Annotated in this window: 13 protein-coding genes; 7 read left to right on the forward strand and 6 right to left on the reverse strand. The window is 72.2% G+C overall.

Features of this window, described 5'->3' with window-relative positions; genetic code table 11:
- Positions 1–20 precede the first annotated feature (20 nt).
- Entirely contained in the window at positions 21–2,099 is a 2,079-nt protein-coding gene (locus ACYVOM_RS26205; RefSeq protein ID WP_460306159.1) for a 3-hydroxyacyl-CoA dehydrogenase NAD-binding domain-containing protein, read from the reverse strand.
- Complete coding sequence (locus ACYVOM_RS26210) at positions 2,096–3,298, reverse strand: thiolase family protein (protein WP_460306160.1); 1,203 nt, start codon at positions 3,296–3,298, stop codon at positions 2,096–2,098. The genes ACYVOM_RS26205 and ACYVOM_RS26210 overlap by 4 nt, the downstream gene beginning before the upstream one ends.
- A gap of 195 nt (positions 3,299–3,493) precedes the next feature.
- Here ACYVOM_RS26210 and ACYVOM_RS26215 point away from each other — a divergent pair, with 195 nt between their 5' ends.
- Positions 3,494–5,224, forward strand: a complete 1,731-nt coding sequence (locus ACYVOM_RS26215) for an AMP-binding protein (protein WP_460306161.1) — start codon at positions 3,494–3,496, stop codon at positions 5,222–5,224.
- A 285-nt stretch (positions 5,225–5,509) separates the two neighbouring features.
- Entirely contained in the window at positions 5,510–6,895 is a 1,386-nt protein-coding gene (locus ACYVOM_RS26220) for an AMP-binding protein (protein WP_460306162.1), read from the forward strand.
- A 145-nt stretch (positions 6,896–7,040) separates the two neighbouring features.
- Here the strand turns inward: ACYVOM_RS26220 and ACYVOM_RS26225 are convergent, their stop codons facing one another.
- The 4 genes from ACYVOM_RS26225 to ACYVOM_RS26240 form a co-directional block, all read right to left on the reverse strand.
- On the reverse strand, positions 7,041–8,060 hold the full coding sequence (locus tag ACYVOM_RS26225; protein ID WP_460306163.1) for a TerC family protein: 1,020 nt from the start codon (positions 8,058–8,060) through the stop codon (positions 7,041–7,043).
- Positions 8,061–8,256: 196 nt separating this feature from the next.
- Positions 8,257–8,841, reverse strand: a complete 585-nt coding sequence (locus ACYVOM_RS26230) for a hypothetical protein (RefSeq protein ID WP_460306164.1) — start codon at positions 8,839–8,841, stop codon at positions 8,257–8,259.
- Between the two features lie 129 nt (positions 8,842–8,970).
- Positions 8,971–10,218 (reverse strand): ribonuclease D, encoded by a 1,248-nt coding sequence (locus tag ACYVOM_RS26235; protein WP_460306165.1) that lies wholly within the window; start codon positions 10,216–10,218, stop codon positions 8,971–8,973.
- A gap of 4 nt (positions 10,219–10,222) precedes the next feature.
- A complete protein-coding gene (locus ACYVOM_RS26240) occupies positions 10,223–10,783 on the reverse strand; it encodes a DUF3000 domain-containing protein (RefSeq protein WP_460306166.1) in 561 nt (186 codons plus the stop codon).
- Between the two features lie 278 nt (positions 10,784–11,061).
- On the opposite strand from ACYVOM_RS26240, the gene hemE reads away from it, so the two are divergent.
- The 5 genes from hemE to ACYVOM_RS26265 all read left to right on the forward strand — a co-directional run bounded on the left by hemE (position 11,062) and on the right by ACYVOM_RS26265 (position 15,234).
- The gene (gene hemE, locus ACYVOM_RS26245) at positions 11,062–12,087 is read left to right on the forward strand and encodes a uroporphyrinogen decarboxylase (RefSeq protein WP_460306167.1); all 1,026 of its coding nucleotides are present in this window, start codon (positions 11,062–11,064) and stop codon (positions 12,085–12,087) included.
- Positions 12,088–12,194: 107 nt separating this feature from the next.
- Positions 12,195–12,494 (forward strand): hypothetical protein, encoded by a 300-nt coding sequence (locus tag ACYVOM_RS26250; protein WP_460306168.1) that lies wholly within the window; start codon positions 12,195–12,197, stop codon positions 12,492–12,494.
- Positions 12,495–12,503: 9 nt separating this feature from the next.
- Positions 12,504–13,886 (forward strand): sensor histidine kinase, encoded by a 1,383-nt coding sequence (locus ACYVOM_RS26255; protein WP_460306169.1) that lies wholly within the window; start codon positions 12,504–12,506, stop codon positions 13,884–13,886.
- The gene (locus tag ACYVOM_RS26260) at positions 13,864–14,541 is read left to right on the forward strand and encodes a response regulator transcription factor (protein ID WP_460306170.1); all 678 of its coding nucleotides are present in this window, start codon (positions 13,864–13,866) and stop codon (positions 14,539–14,541) included. The genes ACYVOM_RS26255 and ACYVOM_RS26260 overlap by 23 nt, the downstream gene beginning before the upstream one ends.
- A gap of 105 nt (positions 14,542–14,646) precedes the next feature.
- Positions 14,647–15,234 (forward strand): hypothetical protein, encoded by a 588-nt coding sequence (locus tag ACYVOM_RS26265; RefSeq protein ID WP_460306171.1) that lies wholly within the window; start codon positions 14,647–14,649, stop codon positions 15,232–15,234.
- Positions 15,235–15,387: the final 153 nt, after the last annotated feature.

Below are 15,387 nucleotides of genomic sequence, written 5' to 3' on the forward strand. Positions count from 1 at the left end.
GCTGGTCTTGCGGAATACCCCTATCCCACCTGTGCAACGCCCGGGGCGAGGAATCGGTTCCCGGTCTGGGAAGAAATTCCTGTCCGGTCCAGGTAGGGCGTGATGCCCCCCAGGTGGAACGGGTAACCAGCACCGAGGATAAGGCACAGGTCGATGTCCTCGGGCGCGGCCACGACCCCTTCGTCCAGCATGAGACGAATCTCCTCCGCGAGGCCGCGCATGGCCCTCTGCAGGACCTCTTCCTCGGTGGAGGGGCGGTCGCCGCCCGCGAAGATCTCCACGGCCTCGGGGTCGAGCGTGAAGTCCGGAAGGTAGACGCTCTTCTTGCCGGAGGCGACGAACTTCTGGAACTTCTCCGACACCGGGAACCGCTCGGGGAAGGCCCCGTGCAGCGTCTCGTTGACGTGCAGGGCGATCGCCGGGCCGACCAGGCCGAGCAGCATGAACGGGCTCATCGGCAGCCCCAGCGGCTGCGCGGCGCGCTCGGCGGTCTCGATCGAGGTGCCCTCCTGGACGGCCCCGATGATCTCCGCGAGCAGGCGCAGCAGGATGCGGTTGACCACGAACGCCGGAGCGTCCTTGACCAGCACGCACGACTTCTTCAGCGACTTGCCCACGGCGAAGGCCGTGGCCAACGTCACGTCGTCGGTCTTCTCCGCGCGGACGATCTCCAGCAGCGGCAGGACGGCGACGGGATTGAAGAAGTGGAAGCCCACGACCCGCTCGGGGTGCTGGAGCTTCTCGGCCATCTCCGACACCGACAGAGACGAGGTGTTGGTCGCGAGGACGCACTCGGGCGAGACCACTGCCTCGACCTCGGCGAACACCTGCTGCTTGACCGACATCTCCTCGAAGACCGCCTCGATGACGAAGTCGGCGTCCGCGAAGGCGTCCTTGGTGAGCGAGCCGGAGATGAGGGACTTGAGGCGGCTCGCCTTGTCGGCGTGGACGCGGCCCTTGGCGAGCAGCTTGTCGACCTCCCCGTGCGCGTAGGCGACGCCCTTGTCCAGCCGCTCCTGGTCGAGGTCGGTCATGACGACCGGGACCTCCAGGCGCTGGGCGAACAGGAGGGCGAGCTGCCCGGCCATCAGGCCCGCGCCCACGACGCCGACCTTGGCGACCTTGCGGGCGAGCTTCTTGTCCGGAGCCCCCGCGGGCCGCTTCGCGCGCTTCTGGACGAGGTCGAAGGCGTACAGGCCGGCCCGCAGCTCGTCGGACATGATGAGGTCCGCGAGGGCCTCGTCCTCGGCCGCGAAGCCCTCGTCGCGGGTGCGGTCCTTGGCGTTCCGGACGAGGTCCAGCGCACGCACGTAGGACGGGGCCGCGCCGTGCAGCTTGCCTTCGAGGACGAAACCGGCCATGTTGACCGCGTCGTCCCAGCCCTTGCCCTTGTCGACCTCGGGCCGCTCGACCCGCACGTCGCCCTTGAGGACGCGCGCGCTCCAGGCCAGGGACTCCTCGAGGAAGTCGGCCGTGTCGAAGATCGCGTCGGCGATGCCCAGGTCGAAGACCTGCTGCCCCTTCATGACCCGGTTGTTGCTCATCGGGTTGTCGATGACGACCTTGAGGGCCTTCTCGGCGCCGATGAGGTTCGGCAGCAGGTAGGTGCCGCCCCAGCCCGGGACGAGGCCGAGGAAGGCCTCCGGGAGGGAGAACGCCGGGACGCCCTTGGACACCGTGCGGTAGGTGCAGTGCAGGCCCACCTCGACGCCGCCGCCCATGGCCGCGCCGTTGTAGTAGGCGAAGGTCGGCACGTCGAGCTCGCCGAGGCGGCGGAACACGTCGTGGCCGAGTCTGCCGATCTGCAGGGCGTCGTCCCGGTTCTGGATGAGCGGGATGCCCTTGAGGTCGGCGCCGACGGCGAAGATGAACGGCTTGCCGGTGATGCCGACGGCCACGATGTCGTCGCGGGAGGCGACGGAGTCGATCGCGGCGTTCAGCTCGGCGAGGCCGCCCGGTCCGAAGGTGGTCGGCTTGGTGTGGTCGAAGCCGTTGTCGAGCGTGATCAGGGCGAGCTTCCCGGCCCCGTAGGGCAGCTCGACGTCACGGACGATCGCCTTGGTGACCACTTCGTCCTTGAAGATCTCCGCGATGCTCACTTCGCGCCCTCCCAGTTCACGTTCTCCCAGAGGACGGTGCCGCCCATGCCCATGCCGACGCACATCGTGGTGAGGCCGTAGCGGACCTCGGGGTGCTCGGCGAACTCGCGGGAGAGCTGCGTCATCAGCCGGACGCCGGAGGAGGCCAGCGGGTGGCCGACGGCGATCGCGCCGCCCCACGGGTTGACGCGCGGGTCGTCCTCGGCGATGCCGAAGTGGTCGAGGAACGCCAGCACCTGGACGGCGAACGCCTCGTTGATCTCGAACAGGCCGATGTCGTCGATGGACAGGCCGTTGCGGGCGAGGAGCTTCTCCGTCGCCGGGACGGGGCCGATGCCCATGACCTCGGGCTCGACGCCCGCGAAGGAGTAGTCGACCAGGCGCATGCGCGCGGTGAGGCCGAGTTCTTCCGCGACGTCCTCGGCGACCAGCAGGCACGCGGTGGCGCCGTCGTTGAGACCCGCGGCGTTGCCCGCGGTGACGTTGCCCGCGACGCGGAACGGCGTCTTCAGACCCGCGAGGTCCTCCAGCTTGGTGCCGGGTCGCGGCGGCTCGTCCTGCGTGGCCAGGCCCCAGCCCTTCTCGGCGGAGCGGATCGCGGTCGGCACGAGGTCCGGCTCGATCTTGCCCGCCGCCCGGGCGTCGGCGTACTTGGCCTGGGAGCGGACGGCGTAGGCGTCGCAGCGCTCCTTGGTGATGGCCGGGTAGCGGTCGTGCAGGTTCTCGGCGGTGAGGCCCATGACCAGCGCGGACGGGTCGACCAGCTTGTCGGTCATGAAACGCGGGTTCGGGTCGACGCCCTCGCCCATCGGGTGGCGGCCCATGTGCTCGACGCCGCCGGCGATGACCACGTCGTAGGCGCCGAAGGCGATGCCGGACGCGGTCGTGGTGACCGCCGTCATCGCGCCCGCGCACATGCGGTCGATGGCGAAGCCCGGGACGGACTTGGGCAGCCCGGCGAGGACGGCGGCGGACCGGCCGATGGTCAGGCCCTGGTCGCCGGTCTGGGTCGTCGCGGCGATGGACACCTCGTCGACGCGCTCCGGCGGGAGGCCGGGGTTGCGGCGGATGAGCTCGCGGATGGCGCGCACGACGAGATCGTCGGCGCGGGTCTCGGCGTAAAGGCCCTTGGGGCCTGCCTTGCCGAACGGCGTGCGTACGCCGTCGACGAACACGACATCACGTGCGGTGCGAGGCACGATCAGGTCTCCCTCTGCGCTCAATGTGCGGACGCCGACGGGCCGCCCGCAGGGGCCTACTCGCCGGTAACAAGGAATTCTACTCGTCAGTAACCACTGACATCCGCGCCCGTCGCGGCGTGTCGCCCTCTGCCACTTGTCGTATGCGCCCCGTCTCGTTAGCGTTTGCCGGAAATCGCTGGTGGAGGTAGGCCCGTGGTACACGCCAGACCCGCGTACCGGCCCGGCCTGCGACGCCGGTTCGGGCACGCCCTCGACTACCTTCATGTCCTGGCCTCGGGCGCCCTACGCCTGTCCCGCCCCCTCGCCATGATCCGCGGCGTCGGCGAACTCCAGACCTGGGGGACCACCCTCGGCGGGCTGGTCAAGGCCGCGGCGGTCATGCAGCCCCGCAAGACCGCGGTCCTCGACGACACCGGATCGCTCACCTACGCCGAACTCGACGAGCGCACCGACCTCCTCGGCGCCGCCCTCCCGCTCGACGGCCCGCGGCCCCGCGTCGCCGTCCTGTGCCGCAACCACCGGGGGCTCGTGGAGACCCTCGTCGCGTGCGCCAAACGCGGCGCCGAGACCGTCCTGCTCAACACCGGGTTCGGAATCGGCCAGCTCCGCTCGGTCCTCGACGAACTGCGCCCCGCCGTCGTCGTCGCCGACGCCGAGTTCGCCGAACTCCTGCGCGGCTGCCCCACCGCGCTCGCGCCCGTCGTCGTCTGGGCAGGGCCGGAGGCGCAGGGGCGGACCCTGGACGCGCTCATCGAGGGCGCGCCGCGCGGCGCGCCCGTCCCCCCGCAGACCGACGGCCGGACGATCATGCTCAGTTCCGGCACGAGCGGCCGCCCCAAGGGCGCCCGGCGCAGGCCCCGCCCCGGCATCGGGCCGCTCGCGTCGATGCTGTCACGGCTCCCGCTGCGCTCGCGGCACACCTTCCTCATCGACGCGCCCGTCTTCCACACGTGGGGCCTCGCCGCGCTCCAGATCGGACTGGCGCTGCGCGCGACCATCGTCCTGCACCGCAGGTTCGACCCCTCGCTCACCCTCGGCGAACTGGAGCGGCACAGCAAGGTCGCGCACTTCGCCGTCCCCGTCATGGTGCAGCGGATCATGGAGCTGCCCGAGACCGTCCTGTCGGGCTACGACACCCGCAACCTTCGCCTGACCGCCCTCAGCGGCTCGGCTCTGCCCGGGGACCTCGCCCACCGCTTCATGGACGCCTTCGGCGAGTGCCTCTACAACGTGTACGGGTCCACCGAGGCGAGCTGGGTGAGCGTCGCAGGACCCAAGGAGCTGAGGATCAACCCCGGTACCGCGGGCCGCCCTCCGAGCGGAACCTCCGTGCGGATTCTCGACGCCGAAGGCAAGCCGGTGCCCCGGGCGACCATAGGCAGGATCTTCGCCGCCAACGAGAACGTCTTCGAGGGCTACACCGGGGGAGACCCGACCGAGATCCGGGACGGGCTCCTCGCGACGGGCGACCTCGGCCACCTCGACTCCCACGGGCTCCTCTACGTCGACGGGCGGGAGGACGGCATGGTCGTCTCCGGCGGCGAGAACGTCGTCCCGCGCGACGTCGAGGATGTGCTGGCCCGCCTCCCCGAGGTCCGCGAGGCCGCCGTCAGGGGCGTCGCCGACCCCGAATACGGCCAGCGCCTGGCCGCCTACCTCGTGCTGCGCCCCGGCGCCGAGCTCACCGAGCAGGAGGTCCGCGAGCACGTCCGCACCCGGGTCGCCCGCTTCGCCGTCCCCCGCGACGTGGTCTTCCTGGGCGAGCTCCCCCGCAACGCCACGGGAAAGATCGTCTACCGCTGGCTCGACGGCCACGCCTCCGGCCACCACCGCACCACCGAAGGCCGCGTCCGCTTCTGGCCCGACACCTTCGCCGCCGCCCCCGTCCCCGAAAACCCTCCCCCCGACCGAAACACCGCCTGAGCCCCTCCCAAGAGGTTCTCACCCTCCCGGCAGCCCTCCCGCTCCCGGAGAGCCGCCGCACCTCCGGCCGGAATGTCGGGAGAGAGAGGCCGATGATCGCGGTCAGGGTCGCTCGGGTGTTCCGGCGAGGGTGCGGGGGCCTTGGGAGAGGCGGAGCGGGCGGGACCAGGGGAGAGGGGCTTGACCATCTCTGGTCATATTTTAGTAAAGGTGGGGTAACTCTCCGGGATTACGGTGGTTCCGCCGGGTGGTCGCCCGGATGCGGGACGACGGCGGAGGGCGCTCATGGTGTTCGGCAGAATCGGGGGCATGATCTCGGCGGCGGCGCAGGCCCCGCTCGTCCTGGCCCGGAGCGGGCTGCTCACGCCGGGCGGGCCGGGCGCGACCGTCAGGCAGGTCGCGGCCTTCGCCCGCTGGGGCGACACCCTCGCGGGCCACACGATCGCCGGAGCGGTCCGCGACCCCGACCGGCCCGCCCTCGTCGACGAGAGCGGCGCGCTCACCTACGCCGAACTGAACGCGCGCACCGACGGGCTCGCCCGCGCGCTCGCGCCCACTCCGCGCGTGGCGCTGCTGGCCCGCGACCACCGGGCCGCCGTCGAAGTGCTCGTCGCGTGCAGCAAGCTCGGCGTGACGCCCCTCGTCCTCGACACCGGACAGGCCACCCCCGAGCGGCTCGCCGCGCTGCGCGGGATCGACCTGATCGTCGCCGACGGGGAGTTCGCCCCGCTGCTGGCCGCCGCGCCGCGCCGGGTGCGCCGCCTCGTGACCGAGCGGCTCCGCCCGGTCCCGGGCGGGCACCCGCTCACGCCCACCCGCCGGGGCCGCACCGACGGGCGCGAGCGGCTCACCGCGGTGCTCTCCCGGATCCCGCTGCGCGTGCACGAGACCGCCCTGCTCGGCGTGCCCCTCGCGCACCGGTGGGGCAGGGCCTCCCTGCACCTGGCGCTGTCGCTGCGCTCGACGGTCGTGCTGACCCGCCGCTACGACGCCGCGGGGGTGCTCGCCGCCGTCGACCGGCACGCCTGCACGGCCCTGCTCACCGCGCCGGCCCTGCTCGACGCGATGCTCGCGGTGGACCCCGCCGAACGCGCCGGCCACGACCTGGCGTCCCTGCGGGTCGCCGCCGCGCACGGCGGGACCCTCGGCCCCGGCACCGCCACGGCCTTCATGGACGCCTACGGCGAGATCCTCTACACCGTCTACGGCGACGCGCTCACGATCGCGACGCCGCGCGAGCTCCTGGAGCGGCCGGGCACCGCGGGCCGTCCGACGCCGGGCACCCACCTGGAGGTCCTGCGCGAGGACGGCACCCGCGCGCTGCCCGGCATGCCGGGCCACGTGCACGCGGACTCCAGCCCGACCCACACCGTCGGCCACCTGGACCCCGAAGGCCGCCTGTTCGTCCCGCCGGGCCGCGAGGAGCTCGTCTTCACCGACGGCGAGCCCGTGGACCCGCCGGCCGTCGAACGCCACCTGGCCGCGCACCCGTCCGTCTCGGCGGCCTCCGTGACGAGCCGCCCCGACCCGCCCCGTGGCCGCCGCCTCACGGCCCACATAGTCGCCCGTACGCCCCTCGACCCCGAGACCCTCCGCTCCTGGCTCCGCCGCCGCTTCACCTCCCGAGCGATCCCCGACCTCCACTTCGTCCCCGCCCTCCCCACTCCCTGACCCGCGCCCGCACGACCCCGGCGACTCGCGGCTCGGAGACGCCGAGGGCGTCGCGTAGGCCGGCGGAGCCGGGGCGTGCCGGTGGGAGTCGGGGCAGGGAGCGGAGTTCCGGTGCCGTGGGTGCCGGGCCTCGGCCCGGAGCCGGTCAGGGCCGGGTCGTGTCGCCTTCCGGCTCTTCTGGTCGGTCCTTCTTGTGGCCCATGACGGTGGCGGAGTGCGCCTTGGCCGAGGGGTCGCGGTTGGACTTGACGAGGCTGGCGACCGTGGTGATCGCGAGCACGACCACGATGACGGCCAGGGACAGCGGTGTGCTGATCTCCGGGACCCAGCTCCAGTTGAGGTGCCCCCAGTGCAGCACGAGCTTCACGCCGATGAAGGCCAGGATGATCGCCAGCCCCGTGGCGAGGTAGACGAGCCGGTCGAGCAGGCCCGTCACCAGGAAGTACAGGGCGCGCAGGCCCAGCAGGGCGAAGGCGTTGGCGACGAAGACGATGTAGGCCTCTTCGGTGATCCCGAAGATCGCCGGGATCGAGTCGAGCGCGAAGAGGAGGTCGGTGCCGCCGATCGCCAGCAGGACGAGGAACAGCGGGGTGATCGCGCGCTTGCCCGCGACCCGCGTGGTGAACTTCCCGCCGACATAGGAGTCGGTGACGGTGAACAGCCGGCGCGAGGTCCGCACGAGGACGTTGTCGCCGATGTCCGGGTCCTCGTTGCGGTGCCGGTAGACCTGCAGGGCCGTCCACAGGAGGAGCGCGCCGAAGATCAGGAACATGAAGGAGAACATCGACAGCAGCGTCGCGCCGAGCACGATGAAGATCGCACGCATGATCAGCGCGAGCAGGATGCCGATCGTGAGGACCTTCTGCTGGTACTCCTTGGGCACCGCGAACGTCGACATGATGATCACGAAGACGAAGAGGTTGTCGATCGACAGGCTCTTCTCGACGATGTAGCCGGTGAAGTACTCGCCGCCGAAGTTCCAGCCGTACTGCATGCCGAGGACGAGGCCGAACACCACGGCGACCCCGATGTAGAACACCGACCAGATGGTCGCCTCCCGGAAGCCCACCGCGTGGGGGCGCAGCGCCCCGACCGAGAGGTCGAGCACGAAGAGCGCGGCGATGACGGCAAGCGTCACCGCCCATCCGATTGCCGTGACCTCCATCAGTGTCTCCTCCATGAACCGTTGTGCCGGACCTGCCGGGATTGCCGTTCCCCGCTCAACGGGGTTCCCTCGCCCGCGGTTCCGTCACGCACGGTTCTCCCCTCCAGCCCGGTCACATCGTTATCCGCCTACCCGCGGCTCCTGTCCGTCACCCGTGTCCGTCTCCTGTGCCTCGTGCCCCCTGCCTTCCGGCGGGTCAGAGGCGGCGCAGCGGGGCGAAGAAGGAGCCCCAGGTGGGTGGGAGGCGGTCGAGGGAGGCGGCCAGGTGGTGCTGGACGACCAGCCAGGCCTCCGGGTGAGCCGCACGGCCTTCGGTCTCCAGCAGGCGCAGGCACTCGTCGACGCATTCGGCGACCTCATCCGGATCCAGCCCGAGCCGCTTCACCAGGGGGAGGGCCTCGGCGGGCAGGGCGGTGTCGCGGTCGTCGTGATCGAGGGCCGAGTGCAGCAGGAAGAGCAGGTGCCCGCGTGGCGCGGGAAGCGAGGCCATCTGCTCGGTGGTGAAGGCGCAGTCCTCCGGGTACGCGAGACCCGATTCGGTCGCCGCGTGCGCGACGAGTTCGGCCCAGTAGGCCGCGTCGTGCGCGCCCGTCGTCTGGCGCAGGTGCTCGGCGGCGAACCGGGCCATCTCGGCAGGGTCCTCGATGAGGGGCGAGACGACGAGATCGTCGGAGTAGTCGTAGCCGAAGTACAGCCGGCGGCCGTCGAGAGTGATCGACTCGATGCCGGCGATGTGCCCGATCCGCCCGGCGAGGGGGGCCGGAATGCTCTGCTGATCCATGCCCGCGACCCTAGCCCGCGCCGGTGACATTCCGCCGAGCGGCCGGTCACGCACCGTGGACGGTCTGAGTGGAAGCGACGGGGCCACATACGGACAAAAGCCGCGCCCCCGCCCATCGTGGGCGGGGCGTCAGGTCGGGAGTTCGCCCTTGGTCTCCATGCGCGTCCAGGCCTTGGCGACGGGCACCGAGACCAGGGCGGCCTGCCAGGGGCGGGCGCCGAGGCGGCGCAGCTCGGCCCGGATCGCCTCAGGGGTCTGCTGTTGCGGAGGAGCCCAGCACAGGCGTCGGATGAAGTCCGGCTGGACCAGGTTCTCGCTCGGCAGGTTGTGCGCGTCGGCGAGCGCAGCGACGACGGTCCTGGCCGACGCGAGGCGGGCCGCGGCCTCCGGGTCGCGCTCGGCCCAGCGGTGTGCGGGCGGCGGGCCGTCACCCGGCAGGTTCTGCTCCGGCAGCCCCGCATCCGGGAGCTGCCGCCCCTTGGACACCGCGCGCAGCCACTGCGTGGTGTACCGGCGCGCGTTGCGGCCCTTGACCGCGGCGATCGTGAACAGCTCGGCCATCGTCCGCGGCTGCGTCACGGCCATGTCGATGATCGCGGTGTCCGGCAGCACCCTGCCGGGGGACAGGTCGAGTTCCTGGGCGATCCGCTCCCGCGTCTCCCAGACCTCCCGGACGACCGCCAGAGCGCGCCGGTTGCGCACCCGGTGGATGCCCGACGTGCGCCGCCATGGATCGGTCCTGGGCTGCTTGGGCGGGGCCGAGGCGATCGCGTCGAACTCCTCCAGCGCCCACTCCAGCTTGCCCGCCTCCAGCAACTCGGCGTGCAGCGCGTCGCGCAGCTCCACCAGCAGCTCGACGTCGAGGGCCGCGTAGCGCAGCCAGTCGGTCGGCAGGGGGCGGGTCGACCAGTCCGCGGCCGAATGCCCCTTCTCCAGGCTGAACCCGAGGACGGTCTCGACCATCGCCCCGAGGCCGACCCGCGGATAGCCGAGCAGCCGCCCGGCCAGCTCGGTGTCGAACAGCCGACGCGGCGCCAGACCCAGCTCGGCCAGGCACGGCAGATCCTGGTTGGCGGCGTGCAGCACCATCTCGGTGTCCGCCAGCGCCGTGTCGAGATCGACGAGATTCGGGCACGCGACCGGGTCGATCAGCGCGGTGCCCGCGCCGCGGCGGCGCAACTGCACCAGGTAGGCGCGCTGGCCGTACCGGTAGCCCGAGGCGCGTTCGGCGTCCACGGCCACCGGACCCGAACCCGCCGCGAACGCGGCGATGACCTGGTCGAGCCCCGCGTCGTCGGCGACGACGGGCGGGATGCCCTCACGCGGCTCCAGGAGCGGCGACGGCGCCGGGCCTCCTGTTTCCCCACCTGCTTCCACTCAGCTACCGTACGTCCTTCAACTCGCGGACTCCGCGCGGGGGGAGCCCGGCAGCCATGCACATCACCTCGGTCCAGGCCCGGACATGCGCACGCAAGTCGGTCCCGGCGGGTGACCATGATGCCCTGAGTTCGAGCTCCGTGGTGGCCGGTTCGTCCTCCTTGCCCCCGAAACTCTCGCTCACGGCCCGGGTGATCGTCCCGGATTCGGCGGAATATCCGGCCTCTTCCAGGGCTTCGATCAGCCAACTCCACGCGACGGTGCCGATCAGCGGGTCGTCGGCGATCTCCGGCTCCAAATCCGCCCGGATATAGGCGACAAGCCGGAATTCACCGTCCCAGCCGGGTCTGCCCGCGGGATCGTGCAGCAGGATCAGGCGTCCGACCGCGAGTTCGGCGTCCTCGCGCACGACGGCCGCCGAGAGGGCCGCCGAGAAGGGCGCGAGCCGCTGAGGCGCGGGCATCTCCTCGAACTCCAGTTCGGGGCGCTCGGGATCGCCCGCGAGCGCCTCGTTCAGGGTGTCCAGGGCCTCGCTGAAGCCGGGCGCCGGATGAGGGGGTGTCATCTCCCGAGAGTAGATCTCCGGCCGTGCGCGGCGAGGGGTTGCCACGCCGACGCGACCGCGGGCTGTGGTGCGGGGGGTTGGAGGCACCGGTGGACCTCTGCTCGTCCGTGAGCTGATCGCTCGCTTGCGATGTCGATAATCAACGAAAATGCCAGTGGCTCCGGTGATCTTGTGGGACATCGCACGGCGTGTCACGAAAATCTCCGAGGGAATCTCTGGGGCGCGCCGAAAGGCACCCGGGGACGCCTCCGCCGCGACGGCATGGGACCATCGTCTACATGCCCGCTGAAGACCCGGTGTTCCTCCGTGCCTGCCGCCGCGAGCCCGTCTCCCACACCCCCGTGTGGTTCATGCGCCAGGCCGGGCGCTCCCTCCCCGAGTACCTGCGGGTACGCGAGGGGATCCCCATGCTGGAGTCCTGCGCCGACCCCGATCTCATCATCGAGATCACGCTCCAGCCGGTCCGCAGGTACGCCATCGACGCCGCGATCTTCTTCAGCGACATCGTCGTGCCGCTGAAGGCGATCGGCATCGACCTCGACATCAAGCCGGGCGTCGGCCCCGTGATCGCCGACCCGATCCGGGACAAGGACTCCGTCTCGCGGCTGCGTCCGCTCGCGCCGGACGACGTCCCCTACGTCACCGAAGCGGTCAAGGGCCTTGTGGCCGAACTGGGCGACATCCCCCTGATCGGCTTCGCGGGCGCGCCCTTCACGCTCGCGTCCTACCTCATCGAGGGCGGGCCGTCGAAGAACCACGACCGCACCAAGGCGCTCATGTACGGCGAGCCGGACGTGTGGCACTCCCTGATGAGCGCGTTGACCGAGATCACCATCGGCTTCCTGCGCACCCAGGTGGCCGCGGGCGCCCGGGCGATCCAACTCTTCGACAGCTGGGTCGGCGCGGTCGCCCCGACCGACTACACGCGCTACGTGATGCCCTACAGCGAGCAGATCTTCGCCGCGATGGCGGACGTCCCGCGCATCCACTTCGGCGTCGGCACGGGTGAACTGCTCGGCCTGATGGGCGAGGCCGGCGCGGACGTCGTCGGCGTCGACTGGCGGGTCCCGCTGGACGAGGCCGCGCGGCGCGTCGGCCCGGGCAAGGCGCTCCAGGGCAACCTGGACCCGTCGATCCTGCTCGCCCCGTGGGAGGTCGTGGAGCCCCGCGCCCGCGAGGTGCTGGAGCAGGGCCGCGTCGCCGAAGGCCACATCTTCAACCTGGGCCACGGCGTCCTGCCGGCGACCGATCCCGACCAGCTCGCCCGTCTCGCCGACCTCGTCCACGAGGTCTCCGCCCGCTGAATCCGGGCGGCGCCGCCCGGGACCGTCCGGCGCGCCGCCGCCCGCGATGAGAGCTTTCTCATCGTTTCGGGGCCTTCGCCGCTCGCGGGTTCTCCTACGGTGGGCGCATGAGAACCCGCGGCCCGCTGCTCGCCGTGGTGGGGGCGGTGCTCCTCACCCTGGGCGCCGTCTACGCCTTCGTCGCGGCCGCGCGCGTCCCGCCGGCCCCGCTCGGGCCGGGCGTCGTCATCACGGCGACCCCGGACCCCTCGGCGACCGGCGGTCCGCCGGAGGCGCACCCCGTGACGCCCGCGCCGCCCCGCGACGCCGACGAACTCGACGACGACGGCGGTGACGACGCGGGCGACGACCACGGCGGCGACCGCCCCGAACCCGGTGACGACCACGGGGGCGGCGATGACGGCTGAGGGCCGCGGGTGAGCGCCCGTGCCCGGATCGCCACCTGGGTGCTGCTGGTCGTCGCCCTCGCCCTCACCGTCGCCGGATCGGCGGCCTGGTCGCTGCTGGTGACGCGGCTGGACGAGCGGGTGAGCGAGGAGCTGGCCAACGAGGCGGAGAAGATGCGCGCCTTCGGCGCGAAGGCCGGACCGGCCACCGACGTGCGCGGAGTGCTGCGCGACTACCTCAGCCTGACCGCGCCCGACAAGAACGAGACCTACTTCAGCGTCGTCGACGGAAAGGTCGCCGACTACAGCGGCATCCCGGCCTCCGGCGAGCTGCGGATCGACGCCTCCCTCATCGCCCGGGCCACCGGGTCCACCGAGCCGGTGGCGGGCTGGGCGTCCAGCGACGTGGGGCGGGTCCGCTACCTGGTGATGCCGGTGCGCGTCACCGGGGACCAGCGCAAGGGGGCTCTCGTGGTCGCCGTCTTCTACGACAAGGAGCGCGGCGAGGTCACCGAGGTGATGCGCTCCCTCGCCCTCACCTCCGCGCTCGCCGTCGGGGTGGCCGGGGCCGCGGCCTGGCTGGTCGCCGCGCGGGTGCTCGCTCCCATCCGGCTGGTGCGCAGGACCGCCGAGCAGATCAGCGACTCCTCCAACCTGAGCCGCCGCCTGGACGTACCGGGCAACGACGACATCTCCGCCCTCGCCGGAACGTTCAACCGCATGCTGGACCGGCTGGAGCGCGCGTTCGCCACCCAGCGGGAGTTCCTCGACGACGCGGGGCACGAGCTGCGCACGCCCCTCACCGTCGTGCGCGGCCACCTGGAGCTGATGGGCGAGGACGACCGGGAGGAGACCGTCGCGCTCGTCCTGGACGAGCTGCAGCGGATGACCCGGATCGTCGACGACCTGCTGCTGCTCGCCCGCTCCGAGCAGCCGGGCTTCCTGGCCGTCGGCGAGGTCGCGGTCGCGGAGCTGACCGTGGACGTCCTGGTGAAGGTGCGCACCCTCGCCGAGCGGACGTGGCGGCTCGACGAGGTCGCCGACACCCATGTCCTGGCCGACGGGCAGCGGCTCACGCAGGCGCTCGTCCAGTTCGTCGCCAACGCGGTGCGGCACACCCGTGACGGCGGCCGGATCTCCGTCGGATCGGCGCTGCGCGGACCGGACCTGGAGCTGTGGGTGCGCGACGACGGCCCCGGCGTCCCCGCCGACCGGCGCGACCGGATCTTCCAGCGCTTCGCCCACGGCGCGGACGGCGGCACCGGCCTGGGCCTGGCGATCGTGGCGAACATCGCCGCCGCGCACGGCGGTCGCGCCGAGGTCCGCGACGCGCCCGGCGGCGGAGCGGTCTTCCTGATAGCGATTCCGGCCCATGAGACGGGGGAGCCCCTTGAACCGCATTCTGATAGCTGAGGACGAGGCGCGCATCGCGTCGTTCGTGGACAAGGGGCTGCGCCGACACGGCTTCGTCACGACGGTCGTCGCCGACGGGACGGGCGCCTATGAGCTGGCCCGCAGCGGGCGGTTCGACCTGCTCGTCCTCGACCTCGGGCTGCCCGGCCGCGACGGGCTCACCGTGCTGCGGATGCTGCGGGACGCGCGGGTGACCCTCCCCGTGGTCATCCTCACCGCGCGCGGCGGCGTCGCCGACACCGTCACCGGTTTGGAGAGCGGAGCCGACGACTACCTCGCCAAGCCGTTCGCGTTCGAGGAACTGCTCGCCCGCATCCGGCTGAGGCTGCGGCCCGAGCGCGTCCCCGAGGCGACCGTGCTCACGGTCGGCGACCTCGTCCTCGATCTGCGCACCCGCCGTGCGCGCGCGGGCGGACGGACGGTCGAGCTGTCGAGCAGGGAGTTCGCCTTGGCGGAGTTCCTCTGCCGGCATCCCGACCAGGTGCTCACCCGCGAGCAGCTCCTCAGCCACGTGTGGGGCTTCGACTTCGACCCCGGCTCCAACGTCGTCGACGTCTACATCAGGTACCTGCGGCGCAAGCTCGGCGCGGATCGCATCGAGACGATCCGCGGCACCGGCTACCGGCTGCGCCCGCTGGAGCCGGAGGCCGTCTAGGCCGTGATGAGAGGGCTCTCATCACGGCCTCATCCTTGGTCCACCGCCCGGGCCGAACCTGGAACAAGCCCGGACCGGCCGGGCGGAGACCAAGGGAAGGCCATCGTGAACCTTCTGCTGCGGAGGGCGCTGCTCGCCCTCACCCTCGCGTTCGGGCTGCTCTCGCTGGGCGCGCTGGCGCCCGCGGGGCCGTCCGCCCGCACCCTCCTGTCCGCCGCCGCGGCCGCCGCGGACGACGGCGACGACTACCGGGGCGGCCACGGGGACGACGACCGCGACGACGACAGGGGCGACGACGACGGGAACGATGACCGCGGCGACGACAAGGGCGGCGAGCGCGACGGCCGCGACGACAGCGGCGACGACGCCGGCGACGACAAGGGCGGCGAGACCGACCGCGACGACCGGGACGAGCCCGGCGACGACCGCGACCTGCGCGACGACGACGGTGCGGCGGTCCCCGGCGCCTCGGCCTCCCCGAGCACCCCGGCCGCCGGCCCCACCGAGCGGCGCGGCGCGGACGACGACGGCTCCGATGACGACCGCGTGCCGGTCGGCGGCGTCGACACCGGAGCCGGCGGCACCGCTTTCGACTTCACCAGCGCCGACGTGCTGGCCCCGCTCGGCCTGAGCCTCGTGCTGGCCGCCGGCATCGGCTTCGTCTTCCTCCGCCGCTACACCAGAGCCTCCTGACATGCCACGGTTCCCTTCGGGACGGAGCGGCCGCGCCCAGAGCGAGGCCGCTCTCGCCTTTCCAGGGCCTCCGGCGGGCCCGGACCGGCGCGCGGCGCTGCGGGCACTGGCGGCCGCGGCCCTCTGCGCGTCGGCGCTCGCGGGATGCGCGCC

The sequence above is a fragment of the Actinocorallia aurea genome (genome assembly GCF_054783995.1).

Coding starts and splice junctions, on each gene's coding strand:
- ACYVOM_RS26220 (WP_460306162.1), top strand. CDS start 5,510: ATGGTGTTCGGCAGAATCGGGGGCATGATCTCGGCGGCGGCGCAGGCC.
- ACYVOM_RS26225 (WP_460306163.1), bottom strand. CDS start 8,060: ATGGAGGTCACGGCAATCGGATGGGCGGTGACGCTTGCCGTCATCGCC.
- ACYVOM_RS26230 (WP_460306164.1), bottom strand. CDS start 8,841: ATGGATCAGCAGAGCATTCCGGCCCCCCTCGCCGGGCGGATCGGGCAC.
- ACYVOM_RS26240 (WP_460306166.1), bottom strand. CDS start 10,783: ATGACACCCCCTCATCCGGCGCCCGGCTTCAGCGAGGCCCTGGACACC.
- hemE (WP_460306167.1), top strand. CDS start 11,062: ATGCCCGCTGAAGACCCGGTGTTCCTCCGTGCCTGCCGCCGCGAGCCC.
- ACYVOM_RS26250 (WP_460306168.1), top strand. CDS start 12,195: ATGAGAACCCGCGGCCCGCTGCTCGCCGTGGTGGGGGCGGTGCTCCTC.